Source organism: Bacillus sp. NPDC094077 (genome assembly GCF_050279465.1).
Classification (GTDB): Bacteria; Bacillota; Bacilli; order Bacillales; family Bacillaceae_G; genus Bacillus_A.
This window is the reverse complement of the sequence record NZ_JBNNUF010000001.1, coordinates 661,178-677,409: the sequence shown is the minus strand read 5'-3', so window position 1 is coordinate 677,409 and position 16,232 is coordinate 661,178. Positions and strand designations below refer to the sequence as shown.

The following is a 16,232-nucleotide window of genomic DNA, read 5'->3' as shown; positions in this document are numbered from 1 at the left end:
AATCTTACAATGAATGATCATGTATAAGGAATTTGCGAAAATACATTGCTGATATATGGTATATAGATATAAAATAAGAAAAGAATAATTTTTTTGGCAAATCTTACTGACGAAACTGTAGTATAATATATTGTATTGTATGAAAAAGAGAGTTATTCTATATAAGTGTTTTATAGATAATGTGTAATCAGTCGTCAAAACATGAAGAGTGTTGACTCCTGGTTTTTTATTTTGCCGTAACAATGTTTCAGGAGGATGTCATGAAAAGAAGTACCGAGTTTCTAAAAAGTTTAGATGTAAAATTAATTTTAATTTTGTTTGCATTTTGTGTTATAAGTATAACTGCTATATATAGCAGTCAGCAAACCGGACAATATGGAGCTGAAAATTTTGCTTTGAAACAAGGGGTTAACTACATAATTGGGATTGTAATGTTGCTTCTTGTTGCAAGTGTTGATTCAGATCAGCTACAAAAATTATCATGGCCATTGTATATTGCAACGTTTTTGTCAATTATTCTACTAAAAATATTACCGGTTTCAACCTTCACACCGGAGATACTAGGAGCAAAAAGGTGGTTTAGATTTCCAGTAATTGGATCTATTCAACCGTCGGAGTTTTTCAAAATTGCACTGGTTATGTTAGTAGCAAATTTAGCGGTAAAGCATAATGCACAGTATATGGTTCGAACATTTAAAACAGACCTAATATTAGTAGGAAAGGTTATGCTAGTATCTATTCCTCCTACGGCAGTTGTATATAGCCAGCCAGATACAGGAATGGTGTTCTTATATGCCGCAGCTATCGCATGTATTTTATTCATGTCAGGAATTCAAAAGAAATTAATTGCGATATGTACAGTAGTTCCAGTGACAATATTGTCTACATTAATATTTATATTTGTAAAATACCCAGACTTCTTCTTTAATAAACTGGTTACTTTACTAAAACCTCACCAACAATCACGTATTATAGGTTGGCTAAATCCATTTGAAAATGCAAATGAAGGCTATCAAACGCAGCAATCGATTTTAGCTGTAGGTAGTGGAGGTATGGAAGGGAAAGGATTCGGTGAAGGAAGCGTCTATATTCCAGAGAAACACACTGACTTTATTTTCGCTACAATCGCTGAAGAAGGTGGATTTATAGTAGCAGCACTAGTTGTGTTCTTGTTCCTGTTACTACTTTATCGAACAATTATTATTGGTTATTCTGCTGATAATTTATTTGGTACATTATTATGTGCGGGATCAATAGGAATACTAACGGTTCAAATATTCCAAAATATTGGTATGATCGTTGGATTAATGCCTGTAAAAGGTATCGCATTACCTTTCTTATCATATGGGGGGAGTTCCTTATTCTCGAATATGATTATGATGGGTCTCATATTATCGGTACGGAAAACGTATAAAAAATATATGTTTTCAGTTAAGTAAAAAAGCTGGTTCGTTTTTAAACGAACCAGCTTTTTTACATATATGCTCATAAACGTTGCAAACTAAAACAGACTAGCAGTATGAGATGGGTAAGGAGTGCAAAGTGATGCATATGCATATTTTTGAAGGATCACGGCATCTTTCTAATGCTGAATGGGTTATTCGAGCTGTTATAGCATACATATTTTTAATATTAGTTGCGAAATTGATGGGACAAAGGTCCATTGCACAACTTCGCTTTTTAGATGTTGTATTAGTGTTATTGCTTGGTGGGAATATTTCTAATGCACTATCCGATGAAAAGGTTGGATTACTTGGTTCAATGATTACAACTTTTATACTAGTTGTATTACATATTGTAAGCTCTGTTTTAATGTTGAAATGGGATAGATGGAGACGTTTTTTAGAGCCTGCACCAGTTATTCTTATACACAATGGTTCCATTGATTTTAGCAATTTGAAAAAAGCGAGAATTACGGTAGAATATTTATTTTCGGAACTTCGCATGCGAAATGTGAGCGATATTCAAACGATTAAATTAGCATTATGGGAAGCGAGTGGTGTTGTTTCTATATTTCAGTATCCAGAATATGAAGCCGCTTCTCGGCTTGATCTTAAAGTGGCGGGGAAAAAGTCTCCAGTTGCTTTTATTTTAGTGAAGGATGGAAGAATTCAGCAGGACGTTCTCGCTTTATTAGGAAAAACAGAAGAGTGGGCGAAAGAGTTTTTAGAGAAGAGTGCGGAAATCGAATCCATTATGTTAGCTACAGTAGATGAATCACATAAAATAAATATTTTGTTAAAAAAATGAAAAATATACGCATTTTGCCGTTTCATACATATGATACAATAGTGTGGACAACGAAAAAGGAGGCGATACGATGGGATATGTAGAAGAATTACGAAAAATAGTTGGTCATCGCCCTTTAATTTTAGTTGGTGCTGTTGTACTCGTTATAAATGAAAAAGGAGATGTATTATTGCAGCAACGAACAGAGCCGTATGGAAAATGGGGGCTGCCTGGCGGGCTAATGGAGCTTGGTGAATCACCAGAAGAAACAGCTTACCGTGAAGTATATGAAGAGACAGGAATAGAAGTGAAAAATCTGCAATTAATCAATGTATTTTCTGGAGCGAACTATTTTACAAAATTAGCAAACGGTGATGAATTTCAATCCGTAACGACAGCCTATTATACCGATGAATACGAAGGGAATTTTGTTATGAATAAAGAAGAAGCGGTTCAGCTTAAGTTCTTCCCAGTAACAGAGCTACCTGACTACATTGTGGGATCGCATAAAAAAATGATTGTGGAATATATGAAAATTATGGAAAAAAAGATATAATAATAGTGAAAGAAATACAAAAACACAGCTCTGGTTGGTAGTCCAGACGCATGATTTCATGTCAGTAACCTTCCCCTCCGGGATGTCCCGTATTTCTAATTTTTTTTAAGGAGGGGCTGTCAATGGAGTTGACAGTATATCACGATGGTCAATTTTTTGTAGGAATTATTACATGTAAAGAAAAAGGGAAGTTGTATGGAGCAAAGTATATTTTTGGAACGGAACCTTCAGACGAAGAAGTGCTTATATTTGTGAATGGTCCACTGTTAGCATATTTTCAGCACTGTGCAAGATGTGGTGTGGAAGTTAAAGAAAAACAACGTCCAAAAAATACAAAGCGTATCATACGACAAGCAGCAAAAGAGGTAAATATAAAACGTTTTACAAAGGCGCAAGAGGCAATTAGTTTATCTTATGAACTGCATAAACAAGAAAAGAAAGTGCAATCTAAAGAGAAACGGGAAGCTGAAAAGCAGAGAAAACGTTTTATTAAAGTACAAAAAGCAAAGCAAAAACATCGTGGTCATTAAGAAAAGGTGTTAGAGCCCTGCTCTAACACCTTTTCTATGCTTAAATACAAGTAAACTTACTTGTATTTCGTAAACATTAACTGGTAAGATACAAATAGGTAGATTTAGAGGAGGGAAAAGATTGATTAATTTTAACTTTTTTATGAATGATGTTGTCCGCCAAGCGCGTGAAGAGATTGTTTCTGCTGGATATACAGAATTGACGACGCCGGAAGCAGTAGAAGAAGCGTTTAAAAGAAATGGAACAACACTTGTAATGGTAAACTCTGTATGTGGTTGTGCAGGTGGTATTGCTCGTCCTGCCGCTGCACATTCTGTACATTATGATAAACGTCCTAACCATCTTGTAACGGTGTTTGCAGGTCAAGATAAAGAAGCGACAGCAAGAGCACGTGAATATTTTGAAGGATATCCACCTTCTTCTCCATCATTTGCTTTATTAAAGGATGGAAAAATTGTAACGATGGTAGAACGCCATGAAATTGAAGGGCATGAACCGATGCAAGTTATTGCAAAACTACAATCTTATTTCGAAGAGAATTGTGAAGAACTATAAGTAAGTGAAGAGGCGGTACGCCCACGATTAAGTGGGTGTACCGCCTTTTTTATTTATTATTCAAAACGATGAAATATACATGAGGATGTTATTTTATACATGATTTTATGCATAAAGAATGGGGGTTTTAATGTTATTTTATTTATTTTTATTTTATATATTGCATAAAAATAAAACTACTGATACAATACAAACATCGAATAAATATTCTATTAAACTTTTAAATATACATTATTAGGGGGAAGAAAGATGAAGAAGTTAGTATCAATATCGTTTGCACTTATTTTAATTGTAAGTATGTTCAGTGCGTGTAGTAATGGGGAATCAAAAGAAGCAAAAGGAAATAAGAAAGTACTCGTAATGGGAACTTCAGCAGACTATAAACCTTATGAATATGTCGAAGCATCAAAGAGTGATGAAATTATCGGCTTTGACATTGATATTGCGAAATATATTGGGAAAGAACTTGGTTATGAAGTGAAAGTGAAAGATATGGATTTTGGTGGCTTATTGGCATCTCTTAGCTCAGGAAAAGTTGATTTTGTAATGGCAGGTATGACGCCAACTGCAGAGCGTAAAAACAATGTTGATTTCACAGATATTTATTTTGTTGCTAAAAACATGATTGTTTCTAAAAAGGATTCTAACATTAAATCAATAGAAGATTTAAAAGGGAAAAAAGTAGGGGTACAAACAGGGTCTATTCAAGAAGAGAAGGCAGCAGAATTTAAAAAACAAGTCGATTTCAAAGCTGAAGGACGTGACCGTATACCAGAAATCGTACAAGAAATTAAAGCGGGTCGTTTTGATGCAGCAATTTTAGAAGATACAGTAGCGAAAAATTATTTAGAGAAAATGAAAGACTTACAAGGAATTGAAATTAAAGAAGCACCAGAAGAAGTAGGAGCAGCAATTGCGCTTCCGAAAAACAGTGATAAAACAGCTGAATTTAATAAAGTAATTAAAAAAATGCAAGAAAATGGAGAAATGGATAAATTAGTGAAGAAATGGTTTGGCAGCGAAAAATAAGCTGCCTTTCACTTTTCTGTGAGGGGAATGAAAAGAATGAACTTGGATTTTTCGGCGATTACGCCTTCCATACCGTATATATTAAAAGGGCTAGAAGTTACTTTGAAAATTGTAGCAGTATCAGCTTTAGCAGGATTTATTTTAGGAACGTTACTAGCACTTTGTAAAATTGCAAGAATACGAGCGCTAAATATAGCAGCAGATATTTATACATCGATTTTTCGTGGTACACCACTTGTATTGCAATTAATGATTATTTATTTCGGTGTCCCGCAAATAATTGGTTATGAAATACCAGCCTTTTTAGCCGCTGTACTAGCATTTAGTTTGAATTCAGGTGCATACATGTCAGAAGTCATCCGTGCGGGTATTCAAGCAGTTGATAAAGGACAAACCGAAGCAGCGATGGCTTTAGGGATTCCATATGGAAAAATGATGCGAAATATTATTTTCCCTCAAGCTTTAAAAAATATATTACCAGCACTTGTAAACGAGTTTGCGACGCTTACGAAAGAATCAGCTGTAGTAACAGTTATAGGTGCGACCGATTTAATGCGCCGTGCTTACATTGTAGGCGGTGAAACGTTTAAATATCTTGAGCCACTACTATTTGTTGGACTGATCTATTATATGTTAGTCATTATTCTTACATTAGTCGGGAAGGCAATTGAAGGGAGAATGAAGAAAAGTGATTAAAATTGAAAACCTTCATAAATCATTCGGAAAAAACGAAGTATTAAAGGGCATTACAACAACAATTGAAAAAGGAGAAGTCGTTGCAATTATCGGACCGTCTGGATCGGGAAAATCAACATTTTTACGCTGTATGAATGTGTTAGAAGCGCCGACAAATGGTCACATTTGGATTGGAACGGAAGAAGTAACGAATCCGAAAACGAATATAATGCACGTTCGTGAAAATGTCGGAATGGTATTTCAGCATTTTCACTTATTTCCTCATATGACGGTATTAGAAAATATTACGTATGCTCCTATCAATGTGAAAGGAGTAACGAAGCAAGAAGCGGAAAAGAAAGCTGAGAAACTTTTAGAAAAAGTAGGGTTATTAGATAAAAAAGATACGTATCCGAATCGCCTTTCGGGAGGACAAAAGCAACGTGTAGCAATTGCAAGAGCGTTAGCAATGGAACCGGAAGTTATGTTGTTTGATGAACCAACATCAGCGCTAGATCCAGAGATGGTGAAAGAAGTGCTAGAGGTTATGAAATCATTAGTAACGACAGGAATGACGATGGCGATTGTTACACATGAAATGGGATTTGCAAAAGAGGTGGCAGATCGTGTTCTTTTCTTAGATGGAGGAAAACTTGTAGAAGACAGTCCACCAGCAGAATTTTTTGCAGCACCGAAAAGTGAACGTGCGCAACAATTTTTACAAAAGATATTGTAATATGTAAAGGTTAAGTGAATAATAAGTAGAAAAGGGTGACATTATGTCATCCTTTTTTTATACTAACTGTAAATACGTTTATGCATATAGGAGCAATGATATGTTTAAAATTGGATACCGTACAGTAAAAACAGCAATAGGGACAGGTGCCGCGGTTTTTATTGCTCAGTTATTAGGATTAGAATTTTATAGTTCAGCAGGTATTTTAGTTATATTATGTGTACAAAATACGAAGCGTAAATCGCTTCAAGTATCGTTACATCGTTTTTTAGCTTGTGTATTATCAATGATATTTGCGTTTTGTATTTTTGAAACGATTGGCTATACACCACTTGCAATTAGCATATTATTACTTACATTTATTCCGACTGCAGTTATGTTGAAAATTCAAGAAGGCATTGTCACGAGTTCAGTTATTGTTATGCATCTATATTCATTGAAACAAATTACATGGCTTATAGTTGGAAATGAAATTGCGATATTAACGACAGGGATTAGCGTGGCTTTATTAGTGAACATGTATATGCCAAGTAGTGAAAATAAGCTAAGAGAGTATCGGGATAAAATAGAAAGTAATTTTAAAACGATTTTGTTTGAAATGGTTGTATATTTACGAAACCGAGAAAGTAGTTGGAGCGGAGCAGAACTCATCGAAACCGAGAATATGCTAAATGAAGCAAGAGATTTATCCTTTAAGAAACTTGAGAATGCATTTATGCGAGAAGATGACTATTACTATCGTTATTTTAATATGCGCATGCAACAATTCGAAATTTTAGAGCGGATGATACCATTAGCAGCTTCTTTATCATGGACATATGAACAAGCTGACATGATTGCGGATGTTGTTGAAAATATCGGGAATGCCATTAGTCCAGAGAGTACTGGGGTTATTTCCTTAAGGCAGCTTCAAGAAATGAGAGAATTATTTAGAGAAATGCCGTTACCAGTCACACGTGAAGAATTTGAGATACGTGCGAAGCTTGTTCAACTTGTATATGAAATGGAGCAATACTTACTCATTAAAAGTCGTTTTAAGGGAAAGGATAATATAAAAGAACTTATATAGAAGGTAGGAATTAAATATGCCGTATCTTCTCTCTTTATTATTATGCTTCTCCTTATCACCAATTTGGCCTCTCGGCGATAATCCACGTGCCGGAGATCCTTTCATTATTGTAAATAAAGCGACGAATAAATTAGCTTATATTAATGACGGTAAGATTCAAAAGGTTTTTCCAGTTGCTACGGGAAAAACGAATGAACTAACACCAGAAGGAACTTTTGATATTGTAATGAAAGCAAAGGATCCATATTATATTGCAAAGGATATTCCAGGTGGGTCGCCAAAAAACCCACTTGGATCAAGGTGGATGGGATTTAATGCACGAGGAACTGATGGGAGTAAATATGGAATACATGGAACAAACCAACCTAGCTCAATTGGAAAGTATATTTCACAAGGATGTATAAGAATGAAGAAAAATGATGTGGAATATTTATTTGATCTTATTCCAATTGGAACGAAAGTGTGGATTGTGAAATCGAAAAAAACATTTCAGCAATTGGCAAAAGAAAAAGGCGCCATTGCATATGACAAAGCCAACGAAAAGGTTGGCTTTGTCTTTTAAAATAAGTTGTCTTGACATGTGTACATAACCATGCGTTAATGAAGATATAGAAAGATAAAGTGAAACTTTAATCAGTGGGGGTTTTGTTTCATCCCCCACTGATTATTAGTTGAACCAATCGGGCATTTACGGGCAGTTGATTTCCCACCTAACTTCTTTGCTCCAGCCGAATTTTGAGGTGGGAGTCTTACTGCCCGCAAATAGCGGGATAAAAAAGAAAAAGGGGTTGCTCATATGTACTTGAATCCAAAAATTTCGTATATGCAGTTTTTTATTGGTTTTCTATTTGTGATTACATTCATATTGGCAACTTTTAATATATGTTCGTACAGTGTAGCGATTGTATTGATGGCATTACTTAATCTTACTTTTGTTATTGGGGCATTTCAGCAGAAACAGTACATGAGTTTTGTAATAGCGCTTGTAATGGCATTCTCCTTTAGTATTGTAGCAATTGTACTTTATATAAAATAAACCATCTCGATTTCGAGATGGTTTATTTTATTGTGTTTAAAAAGTAAAAAAAGGACGAGTACATCGTCCTTTTTACCAAAACATACTCGCTCCAGCAAGTAATGTTGTTACAAGCATAGAAATTAGCATTACATAAACCATAATTTTTTGAGCTTTTTTATGCATCGTTATACCTCCTTGCAAATCAGTACAATTTCATTGTAACGAGAAATGAATTTGTGGACAAGGGGAGAGAAAGGACATAATTGGGGAAGTGGGTGCAAAATGTAACAGGAAATTTGGGTATGCGTAGAGAATATATTAAAAGATGGATTGTTAATTTTTTTGTTATGCAAGCTGAAGAATGGAGATACGATGATGAAAATATATGAAACAGATCGTTTATATTTAAGGGAAATTGATGAGTCGTATGCTGAAAAAATTCTTCAATACTACGACAGAAATCGTGAATTTTTAAAAGCTTGGGAAGAGTATAGACCGGAGGGTTTTTTCACATTAGATTATCAAAAGAAAAGGTTACAAAAGGATAGAAAAGAGTTTGCAGAAGGTAAGATCATCAGGCTATGGATTTTTAAAAAGGGTGATGATACGAAAATAATTGGTTGTATTTCATTTAATTTAATCGTTCGTGGTATTTATCAATCTTGTGTACTTAGTTATAAATTAGATATGGAAGAGTTAAATAAAGGTTACACGACAGAAGCGCTTAGAAAAGCAATTCAAGTTGCTTTTGAGGAATTTCATTTACATCGTATAGAAGCGCCGATTATGCCGCGTAATTTAGCATCTATACAAGTAGTGACGAAGATAGGCTTCCAATATGAGGGCGTATCTAGGAAGATGTTAATGGTAAATGGAGTATGGGAAGATCATATGCGCTGGGTATTGTTAAATGAGTAATAGAAAGCAGATGGTTATCTAGACATATAAACCATCTGTTTTTTGTCTTGTATTTCGAAACTTTTGCGAAATTCTGTTATAATTAGTAGTGTTACATACATAATGGTAGTGCAGGAGGCGCAGTCTTATGATTAATCAAGAACGTTTAGTAAATGAATTTATGGAATTAGTACAAGTAGATTCTGAAACGAAATTTGAAGCAGAAATTTGCAAAGTATTAACAGAGAAATTTACAGCTTTAGGTGTAGAAGTATTTGAAGATGACACAATGGCTGTAACTGGTCATGGTGCAGGTAACTTAATTTGTACTTTACCAGCAACAAAAGATGATGTTGATACAATTTACTTTACTTCTCATATGGATACAGTAGTTCCTGGTAATGGAATTAAGCCTTCTATTAAAGATGGATATATCGTATCAGATGGTACTACAATTTTAGGGGCGGATGATAAAGCAGGATTAGCATCAATGTTCGAAGCAATTCGTGTTTTAAAAGAGAAAAACATTCCTCATGGTAAAATTGAATTTATTATTACAGTTGGAGAAGAATCTGGTCTTGTTGGTGCAAAAGCGCTAGATCGTGAGCGTATTACAGCGAAATATGGTTACGCATTAGATAGCGATGGAAAAGTTGGTGAAATCGTTGTTGCAGCTCCAACACAAGCGAAAGTGAATGCAATTATTCGCGGAAAAACAGCTCACGCTGGTGTAGCACCAGAAAAAGGTATATCTGCAATTACTATCGCAGCGAAAGCAATTGCGAAGATGCCACTTGGTCGTATTGATTCTGAAACGACTGCAAATATTGGACGTTTTGAAGGTGGTACACAAACAAATATCGTTTGCGATCATGTACAAATTTTTGCAGAAGCTCGTTCTTTAATCAATGAGAAAATGGAAGCACAAGTTGCGAAAATGAAAGAAGCATTTGAAACAACTGCAAAAGAAATGGGCGGTCAAGCAGACGTTGAAGTAAACGTTATGTACCCAGGTTTTAAATTTGCTGATGGCGACCACGTTGTAGAAGTTGCAAAACGTGCAGCTGAAAAAATTGGCCGTACACCTTCTCTTCACCAAAGTGGTGGTGGAAGTGATGCAAACGTAATTGCAGGACACGGTATCCCAACAGTTAACTTAGCGGTTGGTTATGAAGAGATTCATACAACAAACGAGAAGATTCCTGTTGAAGAATTAGCAAAAACAGCAGAATTAGTGGTTGCGATTATTGAAGAAGTAGCGAAGTAATAAAATAAAAAAGACGTGTAAACCAACTATGGTTTACACGTCTTTTTTATTTTGTTTCAATTGCTTTCACAAGGCGGATAAGCCAGTATAAGAAAATCCATGGCAGTATATAAGTTGTTACGATACCTAGTAAACGAGGGAGGAGTCCGGCTGTATTAATATTAAAAATCGGAAGTAGTAAGTAATTAATTAAGATGATTAATATAATAATGAGAAAGGTATAGTTGAGTTTACTATTTGATTTCATAATAAGTCACTCCTTTTACATTAATATTCATCCTTCGTATTAAGCATAGCAAAAATAAGAATAAAAAGAATAAGTAATTATTATATTGTACATGAATTTGATATAATGAAGGAACGGATGTTCTTTGGAGGAGATGAGTACTATGCGAGAAATGTATCCGAAAAATGGTCGTGTTATTTTACATGTAGATATGAATTGCTTTTTCGCATCTGTTGAAATTTCTCATGACCCGTCGTTACAAGGAAAGCCACTGGCGGTTGCAGGAAATGAAAAAGAGAGAAAAGGGATTATTATAACATGTAGTTATGAGGCGAGAGAATATGGAATACGCACGACGATGCCTCTTTGGGAAGCGAAAAGGTTATGCCCACAATTAGTTGTAAGGCGTCCTAATTTTACATTATATCGCGAAGCCTCATTTCAAATGTTTCAAATTCTTTCCCGTTTTACAGAAAAGATACAACCAGTTTCTATAGATGAAGGGTATTTAGATATTACAGGGTGCTACGCACTCGGTTCGCCTCTTGAAATAGCAAAGATGATTCAGCAGGCGTTATTAACAGAGTTACAACTTCCATGTAGTATTGGAATCGCTCCAAACCTTTTCTTAGCAAAGACTGCTTCAGATATGAAGAAGCCACTTGGTATTACAGTGCTTAGAAAACGTGATATCCCAGAGGTCATTTGGCCACGACCAGTTGCAGCCATGCATGGAATTGGAGAGAAAACAGCTGAAAAACTAAACGACATTCATATTCATACAATTGAACAGCTGGCAAAAGGAGACGAGCATATCATCCGCGCCAAAATTGGAAAGCACGGTGTTGATTTACAAAGGCGTGCAAAAGGTATGGATGATAGGGAAGTGGATCCGAATCAAATGGGACAGCATAAAAGTGTTGGCAATTCGACGACTTTTCCAAAGGATATGGATGAAGAGAAAGAATTACTTGATATGTTAGAACGTCTATCAAAATCAGTGAGTAAAAGATTACAAAAGCGAACTCTTGTCAGCTATAATATTCAAATTATGATTAAATACCATGATAGGCGGACAGTAACGCGGAGTAAGCAATTGAAAAATGCGATTTGGGAAGAACGAGATATTTTTCAGGCAGCATCCCGCTTATGGAAGCAACATTGGGATGGTGATTCTGTTCGTTTACTAGGTATTACAGCTACTGAAATAGAGTGGAAGACAGAATCGGTGAAACAATTAGATTTGTTTTCATTTGAAGAAGATGCGAAAAAAGAACCGCTACTTGCTGTCATTGATCAAATTAATGATAAGTATGGAACACCACTCTTACAACGCGGTAGCCAGTTATTACGTAAACAAGAAAAATCGTTTCAGCAAAAATTAGAAAATAAGTTTATGTAGAAGGTGTCATGAAGTAGTATATATCATGACACCTTTCATTATTAACTCGCCTCTAAATCTAATGAAGTTTTCCAACCGGCAGCAGTAACACCAGATTCTAATAGCATTCTACTTACTATTTTTTCAATTAAAACAGCTGCATGGGTATTACAATGTAATGTGGCTTGTATACATACTTTTTGGTTAGAATCAACGTCTTCACTGTACAATTCTTTTAAACCGATGCCTTCGGAACTTACCATGTGCATGAGTAAAAAACGAATATGTGCTTCATTTTCTTCTGAACAAGTAAGAGAAAGTAAGTAGTTCGTTTGTTCAGGTAAGTCTTCTTTTGATTTATTGTTCATAAAGAGAGCGATGGGGCGAAGTAGTATATTTGCTAGTAAAACGCCGGCTGCACCTAACATAGCTGCAACGAGGAAACCAGCGCCTGTGAGAGTGCCAACAGCAGCTGCACACCATAAAGTAGCCGCAGTATTTAGGCCCCTAATACTAAAACCGTCGCGGATAATCACACCGCCCCCTAAAAAGCCAATACCACTAACAACTTGAGCAGCAATGCGTGATGGACTAGCATCATGATCAAGCATGACGGATAATAAAACAAATATACAGGCACCAAGTGATACGAGAGCATTTGTCCGTAGCCCGGCCATCCGGTGTCTCCATTGTCGTTCCATTCCGATGCAAGCACCTACAATGACTGCTATAAATAATCTTAATACGATGTCATACCATACCATCATGGTCACCTCCATACATTAGTACATGTTATGTTTTGTAAGAATGAGTGGGGAGTGCCCACTCATTCTCATTTTTATAACCAACTATGAAACTTTTTGATATATAGTTTTTTCAGGAATTGTGTTAATATCGCATATCCGAGTAAAATTCCTACTAACCAAGGGAAGTAGCTAAGTGGTAATGCTTGTAAACCAACTGCTGCGCCAAGTGGCGAGAATGGAATATAGATTCCGATTGCCATAATACAGGCGGTTAATAAAATAACCGGTGTTGATGCAGTACTTTGAATAAACGGAATCTTCTGTGTTCTTATCATGTGAACAATTAAAGTTTGCGTTAGCAATCCAACGACAAACCAACCAGACTGGAATAGTGATTGTTCGCTAGGTGTATTTGCGCCAAAGACATTCCACATGACTACATATGTGATAATATCAAATATGGAACTAATTGGACCGATGCAAATAATGAAGTTCCGTAAGTTTGCCGTATCCCATTTTCTTGGTTTTTCTAAAAACTCTTTATCCATTTTGTCCCATGGAATGGATAGTTGTGAAATATCATAAAGCAAGTTCTGGATTAATAAATGTATAGCAAGCATCGGTAAAAATGGAATGAACGCACTTGCTACTAATACACTAAATACATTTCCGAAGTTAGAGCTAGCTGTCATTTTGATATATTTTAAAATATTTCCGAACGTAGTACGTCCTTCTAAAATACCGGCTTCTAATATAGTTAAACTTTTTTCAAGTAAAATAATATCGGAAGACTCTTTTGCGATATCAGTAGCGGTGTCAACAGATATACCAACATCAGCTTCACGTAATGCTACGGCATCGTTAATGCCATCTCCCATATAACCTACAGTATGACCGTTTCCTTGTAATACACGTATAATGCGGGATTTTTGCATTGGATTGAGCTTCGCAAATACGGTCGTTTCTTCTGCCAGCTTTGCTAATGCTTTATCAGGTAAAGAATCGATCTCGTAACCGAGGATTGGTTCACCAATATTCAATCCAACTTCTTTACAAACCTTTCTTGTAACAATTTCATTATCGCCAGTTAATATCTTCACTTGTACACCATGTTTCTGTAATGCTTGAATGGCAGAAGCTGTAGATAGTTTAGGCGGATCTAAAAATCCGATATATCCAGCAAGAACCATAACCGATTCATCTTGTACTGTATAAGCTTTATGATTTGGCTTGTTATGCTTCTTGTAGGCTACAGCAATGACACGCATACCTTCACTATTCAATGTCTCACTTAGTTGTTTAACATTTGAGCGCATTTCCTCGGTAAGTGGAATAACTTGCCCATCCATTTCAGTGTAGTTACAAATGGATAAAATTTCTTCTACCGCCCCTTTACAAACCATTGTATGTTCACCTGAAATGTCTTTGACGATGACGGACATACGACGGCGAGCAAAATCAAATGGAATCTCATCTAGTTTTTGAAACATTGAAGGGTCGAATTTATGATTTTCCTCTGTATGCTCAATAACAGCTTTATCTATTAAATTTTTCAATCCAGTTTGATAGAAGCTATTTAAATATGCAAATTGTAATACGCGATTACATTCATTCCCATTAGGGTCTAAATGGCGAACAAGCACCACTTTATCTTCTGTCAATGTACCTGTTTTATCAGTACAAAGAATGTTCATAGCCCCTAGATTTTGAATAGAGTTTAGCTGCTTTACAATTACTTTTTGTTTAGACATGTTAACGGCACCTTTTGCTAAATTAGCAGTTACAATCATTGGTAACATTTCAGGTGTAAGACCCACTGCAACAGCAATAGCGAAGAAGAAAGCTTCTTGCCAATCACCTTTTGTGAAACCATTAATGAGAAGGACGATAGGCGCCATAATAAGCATGAACGTAATTAAGAGCCAACTTACTTTGTTTACTCCTTTATCAAAGCTTGTTTCTGCACGTTTGCCAATTACTTTCTTTGCTAAAGAACCGAAATAAGTGTCTGTACTAGTTGAGACGACTACAGCTTTTGCACTACCGCTAACAATATTTGTTCCCATGAAGCAAAGGTTTTCCATATCAAGCGGATTGTAATTATTTTTCATGCTTTTCGGTAATATATGTTTATTTTCTGTATGGTAGCAGTTTTCGTATTTTTCTACTGGAAGTGCTTCTCCTGTTAAAGAAGATTGATTTACAAATAAATCTTTAGCGGATAAGATACGCACATCAGCCGGAACGATATCACCGGCTGAAAGTGAGATGATATCTCCAGGTACAAGCTCTTCAATTGGAATTTCTGTTGTAAGGTTTCGATTTAAATTTGTCACGTTTTTTGTTTCATGTATAAACCCGTTTATTCTAAAGACGCTTGCAGTTGTTCGAACCATAGCTTTTAACTTATCTGCCGCTTTTTGAGAACGAAATTCTTGGGAAAAACGAATCGTTGCACTTAGTAGTACCATTACAGATACGACAAGAGTTCCTTGTATATCATCTGTGAAAAAAGAGAGTGCTCCAAGTGCCAATAAAACAAAAATAAATGGATTTTTAAATGCCAGCAAAAGTTGAATATACCATGGCGATGTTTTATTATGAGCAATTTCGTTCGGACCGTATAAAGAAAGTCTACGAGTCGCTTCTTGTTTAGAGAGTCCATCTTGTGTTGTTTCTAGAATTTTTAACGCAGAGTTTACATCTTGTGTTGCAATTTCCACTAATAATTTGTTATTTGTTTTCATGCTATTTTGATCATAAGCATGCTTTGTTTCTTGTCTTTGTAAATTTAACATCGGTAGTTCCTCCTTTGTCATGAAGGAGGAAACAATCTGTTACTCGACTATTTAAAATTAGGAGGAACAGCTTCTTTCCTACCTACATGATGAAATATTAACGTAAAACATATGGGTATCTGGGCCGAATCATCAATTGCCACTGTTCCTCACCTCTGTACAATTTAATAGTTTCTGAATATGCTATGTTTGTTTCATAGTAAGGTGCATAAAGACGTAAAAAAGACCTTTACTCACAACGAGTAAAGGTCTGAATTCACAGTTAAAAAGAGTCCACACGAAAGCCTGTTAGTGAACATAGATAAAAACAGTTTTTTTGTATGACAAAATACATGCACCTCTCCCTCGTTGAGTTTTAGCACTGTATAGCATAGGTACTGAAACCAGCTACGTTAAAAAAGGCCTTCATTCCGACCTTTCCTGTTGACCCATTGGCGTCTCTCGACATTTTTGGGCAGCAGCGTTTCTCTATACAGGAGCCTCACCTAACAGAGACCATATTCAATTACATGTTGAATG

18 protein-coding genes and 1 riboswitch are annotated in these 16,232 nt (G+C 35.7%); of the genes, 14 read left to right on the top strand and 4 right to left on the bottom strand.

Annotated elements, in window-relative coordinates:
* Positions 1-260 precede the first annotated feature (260 nt).
* The 11 genes from ACQKNR_RS03455 (at position 261) to ACQKNR_RS03405 (ending at position 8,416) form a co-directional block, all read left to right on the top strand.
* Positions 261-1,439 carry an FtsW/RodA/SpoVE family cell cycle protein gene (locus ACQKNR_RS03455; RefSeq protein WP_025150083.1) on the top strand — a complete coding sequence of 393 codons (1,179 nt, stop codon included), beginning with the start codon at positions 261-263 and terminating at the stop codon, positions 1,437-1,439.
* A 106-nt stretch (positions 1,440-1,545) separates the two neighbouring features.
* A complete protein-coding gene (locus ACQKNR_RS03450; RefSeq protein WP_427315385.1) occupies positions 1,546-2,250 on the top strand; it encodes a DUF421 domain-containing protein in 705 nt (234 codons plus the stop codon).
* A gap of 70 nt (positions 2,251-2,320) precedes the next feature.
* Positions 2,321-2,785, top strand: coding sequence for an NUDIX hydrolase (locus ACQKNR_RS03445; protein ID WP_427315383.1), 465 nt, complete (start codon positions 2,321-2,323; stop codon positions 2,783-2,785).
* A gap of 122 nt (positions 2,786-2,907) precedes the next feature.
* Positions 2,908-3,315 (top strand): YjdF family protein, encoded by a 408-nt coding sequence (locus ACQKNR_RS03440; RefSeq protein WP_427315381.1) that lies wholly within the window; start codon positions 2,908-2,910, stop codon positions 3,313-3,315.
* Positions 3,316-3,457: 142 nt separating this feature from the next.
* Complete coding sequence (locus ACQKNR_RS03435) at positions 3,458-3,871, top strand: BrxA/BrxB family bacilliredoxin (RefSeq protein ID WP_001979317.1); 414 nt, start codon at positions 3,458-3,460, stop codon at positions 3,869-3,871.
* Between the two features lie 249 nt (positions 3,872-4,120).
* A complete protein-coding gene (locus tag ACQKNR_RS03430; protein WP_427315379.1) occupies positions 4,121-4,900 on the top strand; it encodes a transporter substrate-binding domain-containing protein in 780 nt (259 codons plus the stop codon).
* A gap of 36 nt (positions 4,901-4,936) precedes the next feature.
* Positions 4,937-5,596 carry an amino acid ABC transporter permease gene (locus tag ACQKNR_RS03425; protein WP_427315377.1) on the top strand — a complete coding sequence of 220 codons (660 nt, stop codon included), beginning with the start codon at positions 4,937-4,939 and terminating at the stop codon, positions 5,594-5,596.
* A complete protein-coding gene (locus ACQKNR_RS03420) occupies positions 5,589-6,311 on the top strand; it encodes an amino acid ABC transporter ATP-binding protein (protein ID WP_427315375.1) in 723 nt (240 codons plus the stop codon). Before ACQKNR_RS03425 ends, ACQKNR_RS03420 begins: the two co-directional genes overlap by 8 nt.
* Positions 6,312-6,411: 100 nt before the next feature.
* Entirely contained in the window at positions 6,412-7,380 is a 969-nt protein-coding gene (locus tag ACQKNR_RS03415) for an aromatic acid exporter family protein (protein WP_427315373.1), read from the top strand.
* 16 nt (positions 7,381-7,396) lie between these two features.
* Positions 7,397-7,942 (top strand): L,D-transpeptidase, encoded by a 546-nt coding sequence (locus ACQKNR_RS03410; RefSeq protein WP_427315371.1) that lies wholly within the window; start codon positions 7,397-7,399, stop codon positions 7,940-7,942.
* Between the two features lie 234 nt (positions 7,943-8,176).
* A complete protein-coding gene (locus ACQKNR_RS03405) occupies positions 8,177-8,416 on the top strand; it encodes a DUF3894 domain-containing protein (protein WP_427315369.1) in 240 nt (79 codons plus the stop codon).
* A 72-nt stretch (positions 8,417-8,488) separates the two neighbouring features.
* Here the strand turns inward: ACQKNR_RS03405 and prli42 are convergent, their stop codons facing one another.
* Positions 8,489-8,581, bottom strand: a complete 93-nt coding sequence (gene prli42, locus ACQKNR_RS03400) for a stressosome-associated protein Prli42 (protein WP_000549037.1) — start codon at positions 8,579-8,581, stop codon at positions 8,489-8,491.
* 189 nt (positions 8,582-8,770) lie between these two features.
* Here prli42 and ACQKNR_RS03395 point away from each other — a divergent pair, with 189 nt between their 5' ends.
* Together ACQKNR_RS03395 and ACQKNR_RS03390 are read left to right on the top strand one after the other, a co-directional pair.
* The gene (locus tag ACQKNR_RS03395) at positions 8,771-9,316 is read left to right on the top strand and encodes a GNAT family N-acetyltransferase (RefSeq protein ID WP_427315367.1); all 546 of its coding nucleotides are present in this window, start codon (positions 8,771-8,773) and stop codon (positions 9,314-9,316) included.
* Positions 9,317-9,443: 127 nt separating this feature from the next.
* Complete coding sequence (locus ACQKNR_RS03390; protein WP_427315365.1) at positions 9,444-10,562, top strand: tripeptidase T; 1,119 nt, start codon at positions 9,444-9,446, stop codon at positions 10,560-10,562.
* Between the two features lie 46 nt (positions 10,563-10,608).
* On the opposite strand, the gene ACQKNR_RS03385 is transcribed toward ACQKNR_RS03390, so the two are convergent.
* Entirely contained in the window at positions 10,609-10,809 is a 201-nt protein-coding gene (locus tag ACQKNR_RS03385; RefSeq protein ID WP_427315363.1) for a hypothetical protein, read from the bottom strand.
* Between the two features lie 142 nt (positions 10,810-10,951).
* Here ACQKNR_RS03385 and ACQKNR_RS03380 point away from each other — a divergent pair, with 142 nt between their 5' ends.
* Entirely contained in the window at positions 10,952-12,190 is a 1,239-nt protein-coding gene (locus tag ACQKNR_RS03380) for a DNA polymerase IV (protein ID WP_427315361.1), read from the top strand.
* A gap of 41 nt (positions 12,191-12,231) precedes the next feature.
* On the opposite strand, the gene ACQKNR_RS03375 is transcribed toward ACQKNR_RS03380, so the two are convergent.
* Complete coding sequence (locus ACQKNR_RS03375; protein WP_427315360.1) at positions 12,232-12,933, bottom strand: MgtC/SapB family protein; 702 nt, start codon at positions 12,931-12,933, stop codon at positions 12,232-12,234.
* A gap of 74 nt (positions 12,934-13,007) precedes the next feature.
* Positions 13,008-15,713 carry a magnesium-translocating P-type ATPase gene (gene mgtA / locus ACQKNR_RS03370; RefSeq protein WP_427315358.1) on the bottom strand — a complete coding sequence of 902 codons (2,706 nt, stop codon included), beginning with the start codon at positions 15,711-15,713 and terminating at the stop codon, positions 13,008-13,010.
* Between the two features lie 332 nt (positions 15,714-16,045).
* Positions 16,046-16,213, bottom strand: a riboswitch (M-box (ykoK) riboswitch).
* Between the last annotated feature and the right edge of the window lie 19 nt (positions 16,214-16,232).

What these genes read in the sequence shown, in the direction of transcription:
- mgtA (WP_427315358.1), bottom strand. Translation starts at nt 15,713, where the DNA reads ATGTTAAATTTACAAAGACAAGAAACAAAGCATGCTTATGATCAAAAT.
- ACQKNR_RS03375 (WP_427315360.1), bottom strand. Translation starts at nt 12,933, where the DNA reads ATGGTATGGTATGACATCGTATTAAGATTATTTATAGCAGTCATTGTA.
- prli42 (WP_000549037.1), bottom strand. Translation starts at nt 8,581, where the DNA reads ATGCATAAAAAAGCTCAAAAAATTATGGTTTATGTAATGCTAATTTCT.
- ACQKNR_RS03380 (WP_427315361.1), top strand. Translation starts at nt 10,952, where the DNA reads ATGCGAGAAATGTATCCGAAAAATGGTCGTGTTATTTTACATGTAGAT.
- ACQKNR_RS03390 (WP_427315365.1), top strand. Translation starts at nt 9,444, where the DNA reads ATGATTAATCAAGAACGTTTAGTAAATGAATTTATGGAATTAGTACAA.
- ACQKNR_RS03430 (WP_427315379.1), top strand. Translation starts at nt 4,121, where the DNA reads ATGAAGAAGTTAGTATCAATATCGTTTGCACTTATTTTAATTGTAAGT.
- ACQKNR_RS03450 (WP_427315385.1), top strand. Translation starts at nt 1,546, where the DNA reads ATGCATATGCATATTTTTGAAGGATCACGGCATCTTTCTAATGCTGAA.
- ACQKNR_RS03435 (WP_001979317.1), top strand. Translation starts at nt 3,458, where the DNA reads ATGAATGATGTTGTCCGCCAAGCGCGTGAAGAGATTGTTTCTGCTGGA.
- ACQKNR_RS03410 (WP_427315371.1), top strand. Translation starts at nt 7,397, where the DNA reads ATGCCGTATCTTCTCTCTTTATTATTATGCTTCTCCTTATCACCAATT.
- ACQKNR_RS03440 (WP_427315381.1), top strand. Translation starts at nt 2,908, where the DNA reads ATGGAGTTGACAGTATATCACGATGGTCAATTTTTTGTAGGAATTATT.
- ACQKNR_RS03415 (WP_427315373.1), top strand. Translation starts at nt 6,412, where the DNA reads ATGTTTAAAATTGGATACCGTACAGTAAAAACAGCAATAGGGACAGGT.
- ACQKNR_RS03395 (WP_427315367.1), top strand. Translation starts at nt 8,771, where the DNA reads ATGATGAAAATATATGAAACAGATCGTTTATATTTAAGGGAAATTGAT.
- ACQKNR_RS03425 (WP_427315377.1), top strand. Translation starts at nt 4,937, where the DNA reads ATGAACTTGGATTTTTCGGCGATTACGCCTTCCATACCGTATATATTA.
- ACQKNR_RS03445 (WP_427315383.1), top strand. Translation starts at nt 2,321, where the DNA reads ATGGGATATGTAGAAGAATTACGAAAAATAGTTGGTCATCGCCCTTTA.
- ACQKNR_RS03455 (WP_025150083.1), top strand. Translation starts at nt 261, where the DNA reads ATGAAAAGAAGTACCGAGTTTCTAAAAAGTTTAGATGTAAAATTAATT.
- ACQKNR_RS03385 (WP_427315363.1), bottom strand. Translation starts at nt 10,809, where the DNA reads ATGAAATCAAATAGTAAACTCAACTATACCTTTCTCATTATTATATTA.
- ACQKNR_RS03405 (WP_427315369.1), top strand. Translation starts at nt 8,177, where the DNA reads ATGTACTTGAATCCAAAAATTTCGTATATGCAGTTTTTTATTGGTTTT.